Annotated in this window: 18 protein-coding genes and 2 other annotated features (1 of these 20 running past the window's edge); all 18 genes read left to right on the forward strand. The window is 37.4% G+C overall.

From position 1 onward, the window contains the following. Window positions 1-110 (forward strand) — a binding site (T-box leader) (it extends 127 nt beyond the left edge of the window). A gap of 25 nt (window positions 111-135) precedes the next feature. The 18 genes from NYE52_RS00625 to NYE52_RS00710 all read left to right on the forward strand — a co-directional run bounded on the left by NYE52_RS00625 (window position 136) and on the right by NYE52_RS00710 (window position 17,500). Then, window positions 136-294 carry a hypothetical protein gene (locus NYE52_RS00625; protein ID WP_341191323.1) on the forward strand — a complete coding sequence of 53 codons (159 nt, stop codon included), beginning with the start codon at window positions 136-138 and terminating at the stop codon, window positions 292-294. A 36-nt stretch (window positions 295-330) separates the two neighbouring features. Further along, on the forward strand, window positions 331-981 hold the full coding sequence (gene cysE, locus NYE52_RS00630; protein WP_341191324.1) for a serine O-acetyltransferase: 651 nt from the start codon (window positions 331-333) through the stop codon (window positions 979-981). Next, entirely contained in the window at window positions 981-2,381 is a 1,401-nt protein-coding gene (gene cysS / locus NYE52_RS00635; protein ID WP_341191325.1) for a cysteine--tRNA ligase, read from the forward strand. The genes cysE and cysS overlap by 1 nt, the downstream gene beginning before the upstream one ends. A 3-nt stretch (window positions 2,382-2,384) precedes the next feature. After that, the gene (locus NYE52_RS00640) at window positions 2,385-2,792 is read left to right on the forward strand and encodes a Mini-ribonuclease 3 (protein ID WP_341191326.1); all 408 of its coding nucleotides are present in this window, start codon (window positions 2,385-2,387) and stop codon (window positions 2,790-2,792) included. 12 nt (window positions 2,793-2,804) lie between these two features. Further along, window positions 2,805-3,548, forward strand: coding sequence for a 23S rRNA (guanosine(2251)-2'-O)-methyltransferase RlmB (gene rlmB, locus NYE52_RS00645; RefSeq protein ID WP_341191327.1), 744 nt, complete (start codon window positions 2,805-2,807; stop codon window positions 3,546-3,548). A gap of 2 nt (window positions 3,549-3,550) precedes the next feature. Continuing rightward, window positions 3,551-4,060, forward strand: a complete 510-nt coding sequence (locus NYE52_RS00650) for an NYN domain-containing protein (protein WP_341191328.1) — start codon at window positions 3,551-3,553, stop codon at window positions 4,058-4,060. Between the two features lie 70 nt (window positions 4,061-4,130). Further along, window positions 4,131-4,790: an RNA polymerase sporulation sigma factor SigH gene (gene sigH / locus NYE52_RS00655; protein ID WP_341191329.1), complete on the forward strand. Its 660-nt coding sequence runs from the start codon at window positions 4,131-4,133 to the stop codon at window positions 4,788-4,790. Window positions 4,791-4,896: 106 nt separating this feature from the next. After that, window positions 4,897-5,040: a 50S ribosomal protein L33 gene (rpmG, locus tag NYE52_RS00660; RefSeq protein ID WP_341191330.1), complete on the forward strand. Its 144-nt coding sequence runs from the start codon at window positions 4,897-4,899 to the stop codon at window positions 5,038-5,040. 45 nt (window positions 5,041-5,085) lie between these two features. After that, complete coding sequence (gene secE, locus NYE52_RS00665) at window positions 5,086-5,268, forward strand: preprotein translocase subunit SecE (RefSeq protein ID WP_341191331.1); 183 nt, start codon at window positions 5,086-5,088, stop codon at window positions 5,266-5,268. A gap of 170 nt (window positions 5,269-5,438) precedes the next feature. Continuing rightward, complete coding sequence (nusG, locus tag NYE52_RS00670) at window positions 5,439-5,972, forward strand: transcription termination/antitermination protein NusG (RefSeq protein WP_016204544.1); 534 nt, start codon at window positions 5,439-5,441, stop codon at window positions 5,970-5,972. A gap of 167 nt (window positions 5,973-6,139) precedes the next feature. Further along, window positions 6,140-6,565, forward strand: coding sequence for a 50S ribosomal protein L11 (gene rplK / locus NYE52_RS00675; RefSeq protein ID WP_141434103.1), 426 nt, complete (start codon window positions 6,140-6,142; stop codon window positions 6,563-6,565). Window positions 6,566-6,679: 114 nt separating this feature from the next. Beyond that, complete coding sequence (gene rplA, locus NYE52_RS00680) at window positions 6,680-7,369, forward strand: 50S ribosomal protein L1 (protein WP_341191332.1); 690 nt, start codon at window positions 6,680-6,682, stop codon at window positions 7,367-7,369. 57 nt (window positions 7,370-7,426) lie between these two features. Continuing rightward, window positions 7,427-7,577: a sequence feature (ribosomal protein L10 leader region), on the forward strand. A gap of 32 nt (window positions 7,578-7,609) precedes the next feature. Then, complete coding sequence (gene rplJ, locus NYE52_RS00685) at window positions 7,610-8,110, forward strand: 50S ribosomal protein L10 (RefSeq protein WP_341191333.1); 501 nt, start codon at window positions 7,610-7,612, stop codon at window positions 8,108-8,110. A gap of 55 nt (window positions 8,111-8,165) precedes the next feature. Then, window positions 8,166-8,525 (forward strand): 50S ribosomal protein L7/L12, encoded by a 360-nt coding sequence (rplL, locus tag NYE52_RS00690; RefSeq protein WP_341191334.1) that lies wholly within the window; start codon window positions 8,166-8,168, stop codon window positions 8,523-8,525. A 280-nt stretch (window positions 8,526-8,805) separates the two neighbouring features. Continuing rightward, window positions 8,806-9,411, forward strand: coding sequence for a class I SAM-dependent methyltransferase (locus NYE52_RS00695; RefSeq protein WP_341191335.1), 606 nt, complete (start codon window positions 8,806-8,808; stop codon window positions 9,409-9,411). A 248-nt stretch (window positions 9,412-9,659) separates the two neighbouring features. Continuing rightward, window positions 9,660-13,220: a DNA-directed RNA polymerase subunit beta gene (rpoB, locus tag NYE52_RS00700; protein ID WP_341191336.1), complete on the forward strand. Its 3,561-nt coding sequence runs from the start codon at window positions 9,660-9,662 to the stop codon at window positions 13,218-13,220. A 207-nt stretch (window positions 13,221-13,427) separates the two neighbouring features. Then, complete coding sequence (gene rpoC / locus NYE52_RS00705) at window positions 13,428-17,027, forward strand: DNA-directed RNA polymerase subunit beta' (RefSeq protein WP_341191337.1); 3,600 nt, start codon at window positions 13,428-13,430, stop codon at window positions 17,025-17,027. Between the two features lie 224 nt (window positions 17,028-17,251). Beyond that, on the forward strand, window positions 17,252-17,500 hold the full coding sequence (locus NYE52_RS00710; RefSeq protein WP_341191338.1) for a 50S ribosomal protein L7ae-like protein: 249 nt from the start codon (window positions 17,252-17,254) through the stop codon (window positions 17,498-17,500). Window positions 17,501-17,584 lie beyond the last annotated feature (84 nt).

Below are 17,584 nucleotides of genomic sequence, written 5' to 3' on the forward strand. Positions count from 1 at the left end.
TTTATTAGTAGATAGAGGCGGAACCTATCCGTTAACAGGGATGAGTGGAGATTATTGTGTGGAGCAGTAATCTAAACAGAGTGGAACCGCGCCCTAAAAGCGTCTCTGTCTTTTTAGACAGAGGCGCTTTTTTTATTGGAATTATCCATTTATCCAATAAGAGGTAAGGGGGATTTTCTGATTGGAGCCGAGGGGAATGTTAATCTTAATCCTAAAATAGAACTTTTTAGAGTTAAGGATGATTTAGGAAATAAAGATAAAGAGGGAGATACTTTTTTAGAGTATGACTGTTAGAAAGCAGAATATAGTCATAAATGGGGGGAGATTAGTATGTTTCGGCGCATAAAAGAGGATATAGCTGTTGTGTTTGAACAAGATCCTGCTGCAAGAAGTTCAATAGAGGTTATCTTAACCTATTCAGGATTACACGCCATATGGTTTCATCGAATTGCTCATTTTTTATTTAGACATAAAAGATTTTTTCTAGCTAGGGTGATCTCTCAATTTAGTCGCTTTCTGACAGGTATTGAAATACATCCAGGCGCAAAAATTGGCAATCGATTGTTTATTGATCATGGAATGGGTGTTGTTATAGGGGAAACATGTGAAATTGGTGATAACGTTACTATTTTTCAGGGAGTAACGCTTGGAGGAACGGGCAAAGAAAAGGGAAAAAGACATCCAACCGTTAAAGATAATGCCCTTATTGCTTCTGGAGCCAAAGTATTAGGATCCATTGTTATTGGAGAAAATGCCAAGATAGGGGCTGGTTCAGTTGTACTTAGAGACGTACCAGCAAATTCAACAGTAGTAGGTATTCCGGGAAGAGTTAAAGTGCAAGATGGTATTAAAATAAAGAAAGACTTAAATCATTGTGATTTACCAGACCCGGTTGCAGATAGACTAAAAGAAATGGAAATGGAAATTACCCAATTAAGAGAACAATTAAAAGAATTACAAGAAGAAAGGAGTTATAAGTAATGCCCATTCAATTATATAACACATTAACAAGAGCAAAGGAGGACTTTGTTCCACTTGAAGAGGGAAAAGTAAAAATGTATGTATGTGGACCAACTGTCTATAACTATATCCATATTGGGAATGCGCGACCTGCAATTGTTTTTGATACGGTACGTCGTTATCTAGAGTTTCGTGGTTATGACGTACAATACGTATCTAATTTTACTGACGTGGATGATAAGCTAATTAAAGCAGCAAACGAACTTGGAGAAACGGTGCCTGTTATTGCTGACCGCTTTATCAACGCATACTTTGAAGATGTTACCGCGTTAGGTTGCAAAAAGGCTGATTCGCATCCCCGTGTAACAGAGAATATGGATATTATTATTGGTTTTATTGCGGCATTAATTGAAAAGGGATTTGCCTATGAGTCAGAAGGCGATGTCTATTATCATACAAGAGCATTTGATGGATATGGTAAGCTTTCTCATCAATCCATTGATGAACTGCGCTCAGGGGCTAGAATTGCGGTAGGAGAGAAAAAGCAAGATTCATTAGATTTCGCTTTATGGAAAAAGGCGAAAGATGGCGAGATTTTCTGGGAAAGTCCTTGGGGTCAGGGGCGTCCTGGCTGGCATATTGAATGCTCTGCTATGGTACGTAAATATTTAGGGGATACAATCGATATCCATGCAGGCGGGCAGGATTTGGCATTTCCTCATCATGAAAATGAAATTGCGCAGTCAGAAGCATTAACGGGGAAAACCTTTGCTAATTATTGGATGCATAATGGATATATTAATATTGATAATGAGAAAATGTCAAAATCACTGGGGAATTTTATCACAGTAAATGATATTATTAAAATTCATGATCCACAAGTGCTAAGGTTCTTTATGTTATCTGTTCACTATCGCAATCCGATTAATTATAGTGAAGAGGTATTGGAAAATACGAGAGCTGGTTTAGAAAGAATTCGAACTTCTTATGAAAACTTAAAACATCGCAGTACAGCTAGTACAGATCTTACTGATACAAATGACGAATGGATTGCCAAAATTGCTGATCTTCGAAAACAATTTGTTGAAAGTATGGATGATGATTTTAATACAGCGAACGGAATTTCAGTTCTTTTTGAATTATCGAAGCAAGCAAATTATTACCTACTTGAAAAAACTACTTCACCTGCTGTTATTCATGCATTCATGAAAGAATTTGAAGAATTATTTGCAGTCCTTGGTCTATCTTTATCTTCTGATGAGGAATTATTAGATGAAGAAATAGAAGCGTTGATTGAAAAAAGAACGCAGGCAAGAAAAGATAGAGATTTTGCGCTTGCAGATCAAATTAGAGATCAATTAAAGGCTATGAATATCATTTTAGAAGACACGGCACAAGGTATACGATGGAAAAGAGGGTAAAAGATGCTTCTCTATGATAAAAAAATAGATGAAAAGCAAATGAACAGCCTTGCCCTTGCCTATATGGGCGATGCTGTTCTTGAAATATATGTGAGACGACATTTATTGTATAGTGGAAAAGTGAAACCAAATCAGCTTCATAGAGAAGCTACTAGATACGTTTCAGCCAAAGGGCAAGCAAAGGTAGTGCATTATCTTCTTGAAAAGGGATTTTTTTCAGAAGAGGAAATAGCGGTATTAAAAAGGGGGAGAAATGCCAAATCAGGCACTGTTCCCAAAAATACGGATGTACAGACCTATCGATATAGTACTGGATTTGAAGCGGTATTAGGAAATTTATATTTAGCGAAGAAAGAAGAGCGACTTGAGGAAATAATCAAAGCAGCTTTTTCGGTCATTGAAAGCAAATAGGAGGAGCGAAAAGTGTCAAGTGATTTTATTGTTGGAAAAAATGCAGTAATTGAAGCGTTGAAATCAGAAAGAGACGTAAATAAAATATTGATTGCAGAAGGTTCTCAAAAGGGGCAAATGCAAATAGTAATCGGTTTGGCTAAAGAGGCAAATGTGCTTATTCAATTTGTTCCCAAAAAGAAATTGGATAGTTTAGTAGATGCGAATCATCAAGGGGTGGTAGCGCAAGTTGCTGCATATCAATATGCAGAAATTGATGATTTATTTGATTTAGCGGAAAAGAAGCAAGAAACGCCGTTTTTCTTATTGCTTGATGAAATTGAGGATCCGCATAATTTAGGCTCTATTATGAGAACTGCTGATGCAGTAGGTGCTCATGGGATAATTATTCCTCGGAGAAGGGCAGTAGGGTTAACCGCTACTGTTGCGAAGGCTTCCACAGGTGCGATTGAACATATACCAGTTGTTCGAGTGACAAATATGGCAAGGACAATAGATGAACTTAAAACGAGAGGGATATGGATTGCAGGAACAGATGCAAAGGGAAGTGAAGATTATCGCAGGTTTGATGGAACAATGCCATTGGGATTAGTGATTGGAAGTGAAGGGAAGGGGATGGGAAGACTGATTAAAGAAAAATGTGATTTTCTTATTCATTTACCTATGTCCGGAGCTGTTACTTCTCTAAATGCTTCTGTTGCAGCTGCACTTTTAATGTATGAGGTATATCGGAAACGCCATCCACTTGAGGGATAATAATGGATATTCTAATCGTCGACGGATATAACATTATTGGGGCTTGGCCAGAACTAAATGTGCTAAAGAATAAAGATCTTGCAGCAGCAAGGGATGCTTTGGTAGGTAAAATGGCGGAGTATCAAGGGTATTCAGGATACCGAGTTATTGTTGTTTTTGATGCTTATTATGTCAAGGGAACAGAGAAAAAGTTTAAAGATTACAAAGTAGAAGTCATTTTTACTCGTGAAAACGAAACGGCTGATGAACGGATCGAAAAACTAGCGATTGAGTTAAATAACAGAAAAACGCAAATACATGTTGCGACATCGGATTTCACGGAACAATGGGCCATTTTTGGACAAGGTGCCTTGCGGAAATCTGCAAGAGAATTGTGGATAGAGATGGGCGGAATGGAGCAGGAAATAGGGAAAAAGGTAAAAAAAATAAAAGAAAAAAAGCCTGTTGCTAAGATTCCGCTTTCAAGAGAAGTAGAAGAAATTTTCGAAAAATGGCGTCGTGGAGAAAAATGAGTTGTTGACGCTCAAAAAAAAGCTAGAGTATAATGGATTTATCCATGATTGCACGGTCGGGGGGATCTGTATGAGTACTGACAACTGGACTAAGAGTAACGATTATACTGGAAATTATATGGAACTTGAAGATGAAGTGTTAGTGGAATTGGTGCATAAAGGAGAAAGTGACGCTTTAGATTATTTAATTCAAAAGTATCGCAACTTTGTGCGAGCTAAAGCCAGATCCTATTTCTTAATCGGAGCGGACAAGGAAGATATTGTTCAAGAGGGAATGATTGGCCTTTATAAGGCGATTCGTGATTTTAAAGAAGACAAGCTCTCGTCGTTTAAAGCATTTGCTGAATTGTGTATAACAAGACAGATTATTACAGCTATTAAAACGGCAACCAGGCAAAAGCATATTCCTTTGAATTCGTATGTTTCTTTGGACAAGCCCATCTATGATGAAGAATCTGATCGAACATTAATGGATATTATATCTGGAGCAAAAGTGCTTGATCCAGAAGAATTAATCATTAATCAGGAAGAATATGATCATATTGAAATAAAAATGTCTGAATTATTAAGTGATTTAGAAAGAAAAGTATTGTCACTGTATCTGGATGGTCAATCCTATCAGGAAATTTCTGAGGAATTGAATAGACATGTGAAGTCCATTGATAATGCGCTTCAACGGGTGAAAAGAAAGCTTGAGCGATATTTAGAAATAAGAGAGTTTTCGCTCTAAGTGTAAATGTTTTTTTGAAATAACAAATATTTACTGATATTGACATCTTATGCGTGTCCATGATACAGTTTGGAAAGATATAAAGGACGTAGTAGGTGTAATAAAAATGAGCAAAAAGCTTGTGTTAGCGTGTGAAAAATGTGGGTCAAGAAATTATTCTACTGTGAATAACAATGGAACAGAGCGTTTGGAGATAAAGAAATTTTGTCAAAATTGTAATGCTCATACCGTTCACAAAGAGACAAAATAACGCTTGTATAGATAATTGCCCGCGGTTAAAGATGGAGGTAACAAAATGCAAAGTGCTGTTAAGTATTTTCGCGAAGTTGGTAGAGAATTAAGAAAGGTTAGCTGGCCAAAAAAGAAAGAGCTAACTAATTATACACTCACAGTTCTTATAACTGTTGTCTTTTTTGCTATCTTCTTTGCAGTTGTTGATTTAGGAATTTCTGAACTTATTCGATTAATACTTGAATAACAGTTGTCTACTCATGGTATAATGGTAAAACGATAGGAAACATTTACAAAAGCCCGGTAACGGGTTTTTTCATTTGCTGAAAAATAAATGAGTTGTTCCTTACAGATAATATAAAAAACAGTACGAAAAATAAAGTTTACAGGGAGGGACGGACGAAGTAGTCCTCTTTTATGGAAAAAAATTGGTATGTAGTGCATACGTACTCTGGATATGAAAATAAGGTGAAAGCCAATTTAGAAAAACGGGTAGAAACAATGGCGATGCAAGATAAAATTTTTCGCGTTGTTGTACCTGAAGAAGAAGAAACTGATATTAGAAATGGTAAAACAAAAGTAGTGAAAAGAAAGGTTTTCCCAGGATATGTGTTGGTAGAAATTGTTATGACAGATGATTCTTGGTATGTAGTACGTAATACTCCTGGTGTAACGGGATTCGTAGGATCTGCTGGTTCTGGATCTAAACCAACTCCACTTTTACCGGAAGAAGTCCAAGTGATTCTGAAGAGAATGGGTGTAGAGGAACAAAGAATAGAAATTGAGTTTGAATTAGGAGAAACAGTAAAAGTAAATGAAGGACCATTTGCTAATTTTACTGGGACTGTTGAGGAAATTGATAAGGATAAAGCGAAGGTTAAAGTATTAGTAAATATGTTTGGAAGAGATACCCCTGTGGAACTCGATTTTACACAAATTGAAAAATTTTAACCAGAAAACTTGAAATGATCTTGAAAAAGTGTTACTATTTCATAGGTCAGTATATCTCATAAAGAGATAGGATATTGTCAAATTTCTTTATTTCATATAAAGACGATAAGTTGAGTGGGAGGGGAAACCCCTATTACCACATCACGGACTTTAAGGAGGTGTGTCTCGTGGCTAAAAAAGTAATTAAAGTTGTTAAATTGCAAATCCCAGCAGCTAAAGCGAATCCGGCACCACCAGTTGGTCCTGCATTGGGTCAAGCTGGCGTAAACATTATGGGATTCTGTAAGGAGTTTAACGCTCGTACAGCCGAACAAGCTGGTTTAATCATTCCTGTTGAGATTACGGTTTTCGAAGACCGTTCATTTACATTTATTACAAAAACTCCACCTGCTGCAGTTTTACTTAAAAAAGCAGCTGGTATCGAGTCTGGTTCTGGTGAACCAAACCGTAATAAAGTAGCAACTGTTAAGCGTGATAAAGTACGCGAGATTGCTGAAACAAAAATGCCTGATCTAAATGCAGCTAGCGTTGAAGCAGCTATGCGTATGGTTGAAGGTACTGCCCGTAGCATGGGTATTGTTATTGAAGACTAAACCTATATATGGTTAGTGTTGATTAAGGTTGTGACGACGGTAAATCTTTAGTCGCAACCTTTATTCGTGGGAGGTAATTCCGCTAAAACCACAATTCAAGGAGGAAATATAGTTATGGCTAAAAAAGGTAAGAAGTATTTAGAAGCTATCAAACTTGTTGATCGTACTAAAGCTTACCCAATTCAAGAAGCAATTGAGTTAGTGAGAAAGACTAGCACTACAAAATTTGACGCATCTGTTGAGGTTGCTTTCCGTTTAGGCGTAGATCCTAAGAAAGCTGACCAACAAATCCGTGGAGCAGTAGTTCTTCCAAACGGAACAGGTAAAACTCAACGCGTTTTAGTTTTCGCTAAAGGCGAAAAGTTAAAAGAAGCAGAAGCAGCAGGAGCAGACTTTGTAGGCGATGCTGATTATATAACTAAAATCCAACAAGGTTGGTTTGATTTTGACGTAATCGTTGCAACTCCAGACATGATGGGTGAAGTTGGTAAACTTGGTCGTGTATTAGGACCTAAAGGTTTAATGCCAAACCCTAAAACTGGAACAGTTACTTTTGATGTAACGAAAGCAGTTAACGAAATCAAAGCTGGTAAAGTAGAGTACCGTGTAGACAAAGCTGGTAACGTACATGTTCCAATCGGTAAAGTATCATTTGATGATGCTAAACTAGTTGAAAACTTCAAAACTATCTTTGATACAATGTCAAAAGCAAAACCAGCAGCTGCAAAAGGAACTTACATGAAGAACGTAGCAGTTACTTCAACAATGGGTCCTGGCGTAAAAGTAGATCCTTCTACTGTTTGATAAAATTTGGTATTTGACAAAACAAGATAGATAGCATATACTTCATCTTGTTGAAAAAAATAAATAACATTTGTACCGTAGACAGTAGGTGCTAACTTTTAGCTTAATTTCCTGCCGAGGTAATACGATAGATTATTTGATCAGTTGTGAGAACAACTATTGTATACACCTCCATGTCTAAATGATATGGAGGATTTTATTTGTCGGTATAAATGTAGAAATTCTACAGGAGGTGTAAAGATGAGCATCGTAATCGAACAAAAGAAACAAGTAGTATCTGATATTGCTGAAAAATTCAAAGCAAGTAAATCAACAATCGTTGTTGACTACCGTGGTTTGACTGTTTCAGAAGTAACTGAACTTCGTAAACAACTTCGTGAAGCAGGAGTTGAGTTCAAGGTTTTCAAAAACTCTTTAACTCGCCGTGCTGCTGAATCTGTTGAATTAGCAGGTTTAAACGAATCTCTAACTGGTCCAAATGCTATTGCATTCAGTAATGAGGATGTTGTTGCACCAGCAAAAATTTTAAACGACTTCGCTAAAAAACATGAAGCGTTAGAAATTAAAGCAGGAGTAATCGAAGGAAACTTAGCAACCGTTGAAGAAGTGAAGGCTCTTGCTGAACTTCCATCACGCGAAGGTTTACTTTCTATGTTACTCAGCGTTCTTCAAGCACCAATCCGCAATCTTGCTCTTGCTACAAAAGCAGTTGCAGATCAGAAAGAAGAGCAAGGCGCTTAATATTTTATACGATAATGTATCATAAAAAACCCAAAATACAAGGAGGAAACATATAATGTCTAAAGAACAAATCTTAGAAGCAGTTAAAAATATGACTGTTTTAGAATTAAACGATTTAGTAAAAGCAATTGAAGAAGAATTCGGAGTAACTGCTGCTGCTCCTGTAGCTGTAGTTGCAGGTGGCGGAGAAGCTGCTGCTGAAAAATCTGAGTTTGATGTAGTTCTTGCATCTGCTGGAGATCAAAAAATTAAAGTTATCAAAGCTGTACGTGAAATCACAGGTCTTGGTCTTAAAGAAGCAAAAGAACTTGTTGACAACACTCCAAAAGCAGTTAAAGAAGGAGCTTCTAAAGAAGAAGCTGAAGAAATCAAAGCTAAACTTGAAGAAGTTGGAGCTAACGTTGAAGTTAAGTAATGTTAGTTAAAAAGAAGCTCGCTAAATTAGCGGGCTTTTTTTCCTAAAGTGTATGAGGCTTAAAAGCATCAAGTCACAATCAGTTCAGTTGAATGGAGTTTTAAACCATCTTTTTGTGTAAGGTAATTATGTAAGAAGTTATGGGGAAGTCTACTAACTGTATGTGATAGCTTAAAAGTCATCTGCGCTTTTTTTAATTCATTGCGAGATTTGTCTTGCTTTGTAATTAATCCTCAAGTAGTGGTCTTCCTTATATAAATTCTCCTAAGGAGGTGTTCGTATGACAGAACATTATTATTCCCGAACCCAGAATGTAAATAGCGATCCGAATTACTGGAATTTTACGCTAAAAGGTAATACAATACGTTTTAAAACAGATAATGGGGTTTTCTCCAAAAGAGAAGTTGATTTTGGCTCTAGACTATTAATAGAAACCTATACATTTCCGAGTATAGATGGAGATATTTTAGATGTAGGCTGTGGTTATGGTCCAATAGGTCTTTCTGTCGCAAAAACTGCTCCAGAAAGAATGATTCATATGGTCGATGTTAATTTACGTGCAATTGAATTGGCGAAAGAAAATGCACAGCAAAATGGTATTGAAAATGTTCGAATTTATGAAAGTGATCGACTTCTTCAAGTGAAGGGAACTAAATTTGCTTCTATTTTAACTAATCCGCCGATTAGAGCGGGGAAAAAAGTCGTTCATGATATTTTTGAGCAAAGCTATGAACGGTTAGCTGTAAATGGAGAGCTTTGGATTGTGATTCAAAAGAAACAAGGAGCACCATCTGCTATTGCGAGATTAGAGGAACTTTTTAAAGAGGTAAATATAGTAGAAAAGAAAAAAGGGTATTTTATAATTCAAGCAAAAAAGATTGACTAGCCCTTTTTGTTGTGATAGCATTGTATAATGCCAATATAATATTTTTCTGAAACTCACAATTTTATCCAACTTATTGTATAAAATTGGTGTGAGAAGGAAAAACTAACAGAATAATATTAGAAATATGAAAATGTGGTTTTTTGATTGGAAAACCCTTTTTCTTTTTGTCTTATAAAAATGGGTTGTATAATCCTTTTTGTAAGATGTTAATAGATGTACTATAACGTTTGATTTGAGGGGTGAATCAGTTGACAGGTCAACTTGTTCAGTATGGACGACACCGCCAGCGGAGAAGCTACGCACGAATTAGTGAGGTTTTAGAATTACCAAATCTTATTGAAATCCAAACCTCTTCCTATCAATGGTTTTTAGATGAGGGATTGCGAGAAATGTTCCAGGACATTTCACCTATTGAAGATTTTACTGGCAATTTATCACTTGATTTCATTGATTATAGCTTAGGTGATCCTAAGTATTCAGTGGAAGAAACAAAAGAGCGAGATGTTACATATTCTGCACCTTTGCGTGTGAAAGTCCGTCTTGTGAATAAAGAAACAGGAGAAGTAAAAGACCAAGATGTATTCATGGGTGATTTCCCGCTTATGACTGAAACTGGTACTTTTGTTATTAACGGTGCGGAACGTGTTATCGTTTCTCAGTTAGTGCGTTCTCCAAGTGTTTATTATAATGGGAAACTCGATAAAAACGGAAAAAAAGGATTTACTGCAACTGTAATTCCCAACCGTGGAGCATGGCTAGAGTATGAGACAGATGCAAAGGATGTTGTATATGTGCGTATTGATCGTACACGTAAACTTCCAGTTACTGTTCTGTTGCGTGCGTTAGGATTTGGCTCTGATCAAGAGATTCTTGAATTGATCGGTGATAATGAATATTTACGCAATACTTTAGAAAAGGATAACACCGAAGGCACAGACAAAGCGCTATTAGAAATTTATGAGCGACTACGTCCTGGCGAACCGCCTACTGTTGAAAACGCAAAAAGTCTATTGGTATCAAGATTCTTTGATCCAAAAAGATATGATCTTGCGAATGTAGGACGCTATAAAATTAATAAAAAGCTTCATATTAAAAATAGATTGTTTGGTCAACGTTTGGCAGAAACACTAGTGGATCCTGAAACAGGAGAAATCATTGCAGAAAAAGGAACACTTTTAGATCGCCGTGCGCTTGATCGTATTATTCCAAATCTAGAAAACAATATCGGATTTAAAAAACTAAGCCCTTATGGTGGTGTTTTAGAAGATGACGTTGTTGTTCAATCGGTGAAAATTTATTCACCACTAGATGAGGGAGATAAAGAGATTAATGTTATTAGTAATGCATATGTAGAAGAAGCTGTAAAAAACATCTCTCCTGCAGATATTATTGCTTCTATCAGTTATTTCTTTAACTTATTACATGGTGTAGGTTTAACAGATGATATTGACCATTTAGGTAATAGACGTCTACGTTCTGTAGGTGAATTGTTACAAAACCAATTCCGTATTGGTTTATCTAGAATGGAACGTGTTGTTCGTGAAAGAATGTCTATTCAAGATACGAATACCATTACACCACAGCAGTTAATCAATATTAGACCTGTTATCGCATCTATTAAAGAGTTCTTTGGAAGCTCTCAGCTTTCTCAATTTATGGACCAAACAAACCCATTAGCAGAATTGACGCATAAACGTCGTCTGTCTGCATTAGGACCTGGTGGTTTAACAAGAGAACGTGCAGGAATGGAAGTTCGTGACGTTCACTATTCTCACTATGGCCGTATGTGTCCGATTGAAACACCTGAGGGTCCAAACATTGGTTTGATTAACTCTTTATCTTCTTATGCAAAAGTAAATCGATTCGGGTTTATCGAAACGCCATATCGACGTGTTGATCCTGAAACAGGTAAAGTATCATCTCAAATTGATTATTTAACTGCTGATGAACAAGATAACTATGTTGTTGCCCAAGCGAATTCTCGTTTAGGAGAAGATGGTTCTTTCTTAGATGAAGATGTAGTTGCGCGTTTCCGTGATGAGAACGTTGTTGTTAAGCGTGAGCGTATAGACTATATGGACGTTTCTCCAAAGCAGGTTGTATCTGCTGCGACAGCATGTATCCCATTCTTAGAAAACGATGACTCTAACCGTGCCTTAATGGGGGCGAACATGCAACGTCAAGCAGTACCTCTAATGCAGCCAGAAGCTCCAAGAGTAGGAACTGGAATGGAGTACGTTTCAGGAAAAGACTCTGGTGCAGCAGTTATCTGTAAACATCCTGGTATTGTTGAACATGTAGAATCACGTGAAGTTTGGGTTAGACGTATTTCAGTAGTGGATGGTCAAGAGGTAAAAGGAAATCTTGATAAATACAAAATGCTTAAATTTGTTCGTTCAAACCAAGGTACATGCTATAACCAACGCCCAATCGTTGCTGTTGGTGATAAAGTAACTAAAGGGGAAGTTCTTGCGGATGGACCTTCCATGGAGCTTGGAGAATTAGCACTTGGTCGTAACGTATTAGTTGCCTTTATGACATGGGACGGATACAACTACGAGGATGCTATCATCATGAGTGAACGCTTAGTAAAAGATGATGTATATACTTCTATTCATATTGAAGAATATGAATCAGAGTCTCGTGATACAAAGTTAGGACCAGAAGAAATTACTCGTGATATCCCGAATGTTGGAGAAGATGCTTTACGCAACTTAGATGATCGCGGTATTATTCGTATCGGTGCAGAAGTGAAAGACGGAGATTTACTAGTTGGTAAAGTTACGCCTAAAGGGGTAACAGAATTAACAGCAGAAGAACGTTTATTACATGCAATTTTTGGTGAAAAAGCACGTGAAGTTCGTGATACTAGCTTACGTGTTCCACATGGTGGCGGCGGTATTGTTCATGATGTTAAAGTCTTCAATAGAGAAGATGGAGACGAATTACCACCAGGTGTTAACCAATTGGTACGTGTATATATTGTTCAAAAACGTAAAATCCATGAAGGCGATAAAATGGCGGGACGTCATGGTAACAAAGGGGTTATCTCTCGAATTTTACCAGAAGAAGATATGCCTTATTTACCAGATGGAACACCAGTTGATATCATGTTAAACCCACTAGGTGTACCTTCACGTATGAATATCGGTCAGGTATTAGAATTGCATCTTGGAATGGCTGCAAGAAGCTTGAACATCCATGTTGCATCTCCGGTATTTGATGGTGCTCGTGAAGAAGACGTATGGGAAACTATTAGAGAAGCTGGAATGGCACAGGATGCTAAAACGGTACTATATGACGGACGCTCTGGTGAACCGTTTGATAACCGTGTATCTGTAGGTGTTATGTATATGATCAAACTTGCTCACATGGTTGATGATAAGCTACATGCACGTTCTACTGGACCATACTCATTGGTAACGCAACAGCCATTAGGAGGAAAAGCTCAATTTGGTGGTCAGCGTTTCGGAGAGATGGAGGTTTGGGCTCTTGAAGCTTATGGAGCAGCTTACACTTTACAAGAAATTCTTACTGTTAAATCAGATGATGTTGTTGGTCGTGTGAAAACGTACGAAGCAATTGTTAAAGGGGAAAATGTTCCAGAACCAGGAGTACCTGAATCATTCCGCGTATTAATGAAAGAGCTACAAAGCTTAGGTTTAGATGTAAAAATCTTATCTAGCACAGAAGAAGAAATTGAAATGAGAGACACAGATGATGATGATGATATTCATCAAGCTGAATCTCTAACTATTGTTTCGGAAACACAAGAGCCTGAGTCAGAAAAGGTAGGCATGCAAGAATAATAAAGTAAGGAACATGGCCTGTCTAAAAACGAAAGGGTCAGACTACACTGCGAAGACATCTAGATAGAAGATCCTGATATATCTTTTATAAATAGATTGTTCATGTGAGGTCAGACCCTTTTGTGACGGCCTGTCTTTGATTATAAATGTTTTTTATGAAGTTTTAAGTAAGGCAAAAGCCTGAAGATCGAAAGGGAGGTAGGACCCTTGTTGGATGTTAATAATTTTGAATATATGAAAATAGGTCTAGCTTCACCAGACAAAATCCGCTCTTGGTCATTTGGTGAAGTTAAAAAGCCAGAAACAATTAACTATCGTACTTTAAAACCGGAAAAAGATGGCTTGTTCTGTGAGCGTATTTTTGGTCCTACAAAAGACTGGGAATGTCACTGTGGTAAATACAAGCGTGTTAGATATAAAGGCGTAGTTTGTGATCGATGTGGAGTAGAAGTTACTCGTGCAAAAGTTCGTCGTGAGCGTATGGGTCACATCGAATTAGCAGCTCCAGTTTCACATATTTGGTATTTTAAAGGAATCCCAAGCCGTATGGGACTTGTTTTAGATATGTCTCCACGTGCTTTAGAAGAAGTTATTTATTTTGCTTCTTATGTGGTTACAGATCCAGGTGATACTGCTCTTGAGAAAAAACAACTTCTTTCTGAGAAAGAATATAGAGCATACCGTGACAAATATGGTGTGAAATTCCAAGCTTCTATGGGAGCTGAAGCAATCAAAAAACTACTATCTGACATTGATTTAAATAAAGATGTAGATGCTTTAAAGGAAGAATTAAAAACTGCACAAGGTCAAAGAAGAACTCGTGCTATTAAAAGACTAGAAGTATTAGAAGCATTCCGTGGTTCTGGAAATGAGCCTTCTTGGATGATTCTTGATGTGCTTCCTGTAATTCCTCCAGAATTACGTCCGATGGTTCAGTTAGATGGTGGCCGCTTTGCAACTTCTGACTTAAATGATTTATATCGTCGTGTTATTAACCGTAATAATCGTTTAAAAAGATTATTAGACTTAGGAGCCCCTAGTATTATCGTTCAAAACGAAAAACGTATGCTTCAAGAAGCGGTTGACGCGTTGATTGATAACGGTCGTCGTGGACGCCCAGTAACAGGTCCTGGTAACAGACCACTAAAATCACTATCTCATATGTTAAAAGGTAAGCAAGGACGTTTCCGTCAAAACTTACTAGGAAAACGTGTTGACTATTCTGGACGTTCAGTTATCGTTGTAGGTCCGAACTTAAAGATGTATCAATGTGGACTGCCTAGAGAAATGGCAATCGAATTGTTTAAGCCTTTCGTTATGAAAGAGTTAGTAGAAAAAGGTATTGCTCATAATATTAAGTCTGCAAAAAGAAAAATTGAAAGACTTCAACCAGAAGTTTGGGATGTACTTGAAGAAGTAATTAAGGAGCATCCAGTATTGCTTAACCGCGCCCCTACTCTACATAGATTGGGAATCCAGGCGTTTGAACCAACTTTAGTAGAAGGCCGTGCGATTCGTCTTCATCCGCTAGTATGTACAGCATACAATGCTGACTTTGACGGAGACCAAATGGCGGTTCACGTTCCTTTATCTTCTGAGGCACAAGCGGAAGCGCGTTTACTTATGCTTGCAGCTCAAAACATCTTGAACCCTAAAGATGGTAAACCGGTTGTTACTCCTTCACAGGATATGGTGTTAGGAAACTACTACTTAACATTAGAGCGTGAAGGTGCAGTTGGAGAAGGAATGATCTTCAATGATACGAGCGAAGCAATCTTGGCTTACCAAAATGGTTATGTGCATTTACACACACGTGTAGCAGTGCGTGCTAGCTCTTTAAATAATGAAACATTTACAGAAGAGCAAAATAAGCAATTGTTATTAACGACAGTTGGTAAATTAATTTTCAACGAGATTTTACCAAAATCTTTCCCATACATTAATGAACCGACTAAAACAAACTTAGAAGAAAAAACTCCTGAAAGATACTTTGTGGAGCCGGGTGTAGATGTTCCTGCTGCTATCAGAGCGTTGCCGATACTTGATCCGTTTAAAAAGAAAATTTTAGGGAATATAATCGCTGAAGTATTTAAACGATTCAAGATTACGGAAACTTCTAAGATGTTGGATAGAATGAAAGATTTAGGATTCAAACATTCTACGAAAGCCGGTATTACTGTTGGTGTAGCTGACATCGTTGTGTTAGGTGAAAAACAAGAAATTATCGAAGAAGCACAAGGCAAAGTAGATAATGTAATGAAACAATTTAGACGTGGATTAATTACAGAGGAAGAACGTTATGATCGCGTAATTTCTATCTGGAGCTCAGCGAAAGATGTAATCCAAGCTAAGCTAATGAAGTCCTTAGATAAACGAAATCCAATCTTTATGATGAGTGATTCAGGTGCCCGTGGTAACGCATCTAACTTTACACAGCTTGCTGGTATGCGTGGTTTGATGGCCAACCCGGCTGGTAGAATTATCGAGTTACCGATTATCTCAAGTTTCCGTGAAGGATTAACGGTACTAGAGTACTTTATCTCTACTCACGGTGCGCGTAAAGGTCTTGCCGATACAGCACTGAAAACAGCAGATTCTGGTTACTTAACTCGTCGTCTAGTAGATGTTGCACAAGATGTTATTGTCCGTGATGATGATTGTGGAACAGATAGAGGATTATTGGTTTCTGCTCTTAAAGAGGGAACAGAAATTATCGAATCACTTGATGAGCGTTTAATTGGAAGATATGCAAGAAAAGCCATTAAACATCCAGAAACGAAGGAAGTTCTTGTTCCTGAAAATGGTCTTATTACAGAAGATTTAGCGGTAGAAATTGTAGAAGCTAACATCGAAGAAGTATGGATTAGATCTGCGTTTACATGTAATACTCGTCATGGAGTATGTAAAAAATGTTATGGTCGCAACCTAGCAACTGGCCAAGAGGTGGAAGTAGGAGAAGCTGTTGGTATTATTGCAGCGCAATCCATCGGGGAGCCGGGTACACAGTTAACAATGCGTACATTCCATACAGGAGGCGTGGCTGGAGACGATATCACACAAGGTTTACCTCGTATTCAGGAAATATTCGAAGCTCGTAATCCAAAAGGGCAAGCGGTTATCACTGAAATGGCTGGGGTTGTTGTTGGTATCAATGAAGGTAGAGACAGACAACATGAAATTGTTGTTCAAGGTGAATTAGAAACTAGAACATATACTGCTCCTTACACAGCTAGATTGAAAGTTAAAATTGATGATGTTGTAGAACAAGGACAGGAATTAACAGAGGGTTCTATTGATCCGAAAGAATTAATTAAAGTGAAAAACGTTACAGCAGTACAAGAATATCTACTTCGCGAAGTACAAAAAGTATATCGTATGCAAGGGGTAGAAATTGGTGATAAGCACGTAGAAGTAATGGTTCGCCAAATGCTTCGTAAAATCAGAGTAGTGGACGCTGGTGAAACAGATGTATTACCAGGAACACTATTAGATATTCACCAATTTACTGATGCAAACGCAAAAGCTTTAAGAGAAGGTAAACTTCCTGCTACAGGAAGACCAGTATTGCTTGGTATTACAAAAGCATCTCTTGAAACAGATTCATTCCTATCGGCTGCGTCATTCCAAGAAACCACAAGAGTTCTTACAGATGCTGCGATTAAAGGAAAACGTGATGAATTACTAGGATTAAAAGAGAATGTAATTATTGGTAAGTTGGTTCCAGCTGGAACAGGTATGCCAAGATATCGCTATGCAGAGCCAATTACTGTAGAAGAACAAACAGAAGAGTCGGTTACTGTAGAGTAAATAAATAAATTTATTTCTGAAAAAGAAAGAATGTGGTTATTGCGGGGATTCTATCGACTATATCATTATAAGATGATCGATAGAACCCTCGTATACCATGACTTTTAGGACAATAAAATGTATTCCTATTAAAGTTTTTCAGGAAAATAATTGACATATAATTTTATAGATGATACTATATCAAAGGTGCTCCTATTCACCTGTTACTTTGGAGGATATAAAAAATGTCTTATGAAAAAGTACTACAGGCAAGTAAAATAGTAGTAGGAACAAAGCAAACAGTAAAGGCGTTAAAAAAAGGAATAGCGACTGAAGTTATTGTTGCAGAAGATGCTGATCCAATGTTAATTAGAAAAGTATCTGAAATAGCTGATGAAGTTAATATTCCAATTATACTTGTTGGATCCATGAAGAAGCTCGGCGAATCATGTGGAATAGAAGTAGGCGCAGTAACTGTTGCCATAATTAATTAAAACTGTTTTTATGGAAAATACCATGAAAACTTTGTTTTTGCCCTAATATGAACCACCTGGATGTGTGGGCTTCAAACATAAAAG

Source organism: Niallia sp. FSL W8-0635, from assembly GCF_038007965.1.
Classification (GTDB): Bacteria; Bacillota; Bacilli; order Bacillales; family Cytobacillaceae; genus Niallia.

Excerpts from the sequence above, each read along its gene's own strand:
- NYE52_RS00650 (WP_341191328.1), top strand. The coding sequence starts at position 3,551 with ATGGATATTCTAATCGTCGACGGATATAACATTATTGGGGCTTGGCCA.
- NYE52_RS00695 (WP_341191335.1), top strand. The coding sequence starts at position 8,806 with ATGACAGAACATTATTATTCCCGAACCCAGAATGTAAATAGCGATCCG.
- rpmG (WP_341191330.1), top strand. The coding sequence starts at position 4,897 with ATGAGCAAAAAGCTTGTGTTAGCGTGTGAAAAATGTGGGTCAAGAAAT.
- cysE (WP_341191324.1), top strand. The coding sequence starts at position 331 with ATGTTTCGGCGCATAAAAGAGGATATAGCTGTTGTGTTTGAACAAGAT.
- rplJ (WP_341191333.1), top strand. The coding sequence starts at position 7,610 with ATGAGCATCGTAATCGAACAAAAGAAACAAGTAGTATCTGATATTGCT.
- NYE52_RS00640 (WP_341191326.1), top strand. The coding sequence starts at position 2,385 with ATGCTTCTCTATGATAAAAAAATAGATGAAAAGCAAATGAACAGCCTT.
- nusG (WP_016204544.1), top strand. The coding sequence starts at position 5,439 with ATGGAAAAAAATTGGTATGTAGTGCATACGTACTCTGGATATGAAAAT.
- NYE52_RS00710 (WP_341191338.1), top strand. The coding sequence starts at position 17,252 with ATGTCTTATGAAAAAGTACTACAGGCAAGTAAAATAGTAGTAGGAACA.
- secE (WP_341191331.1), top strand. The coding sequence starts at position 5,086 with ATGCAAAGTGCTGTTAAGTATTTTCGCGAAGTTGGTAGAGAATTAAGA.
- cysS (WP_341191325.1), top strand. The coding sequence starts at position 981 with ATGCCCATTCAATTATATAACACATTAACAAGAGCAAAGGAGGACTTT.
- rplA (WP_341191332.1), top strand. The coding sequence starts at position 6,680 with ATGGCTAAAAAAGGTAAGAAGTATTTAGAAGCTATCAAACTTGTTGAT.
- sigH (WP_341191329.1), top strand. The coding sequence starts at position 4,131 with ATGAGTACTGACAACTGGACTAAGAGTAACGATTATACTGGAAATTAT.
- rplL (WP_341191334.1), top strand. The coding sequence starts at position 8,166 with ATGTCTAAAGAACAAATCTTAGAAGCAGTTAAAAATATGACTGTTTTA.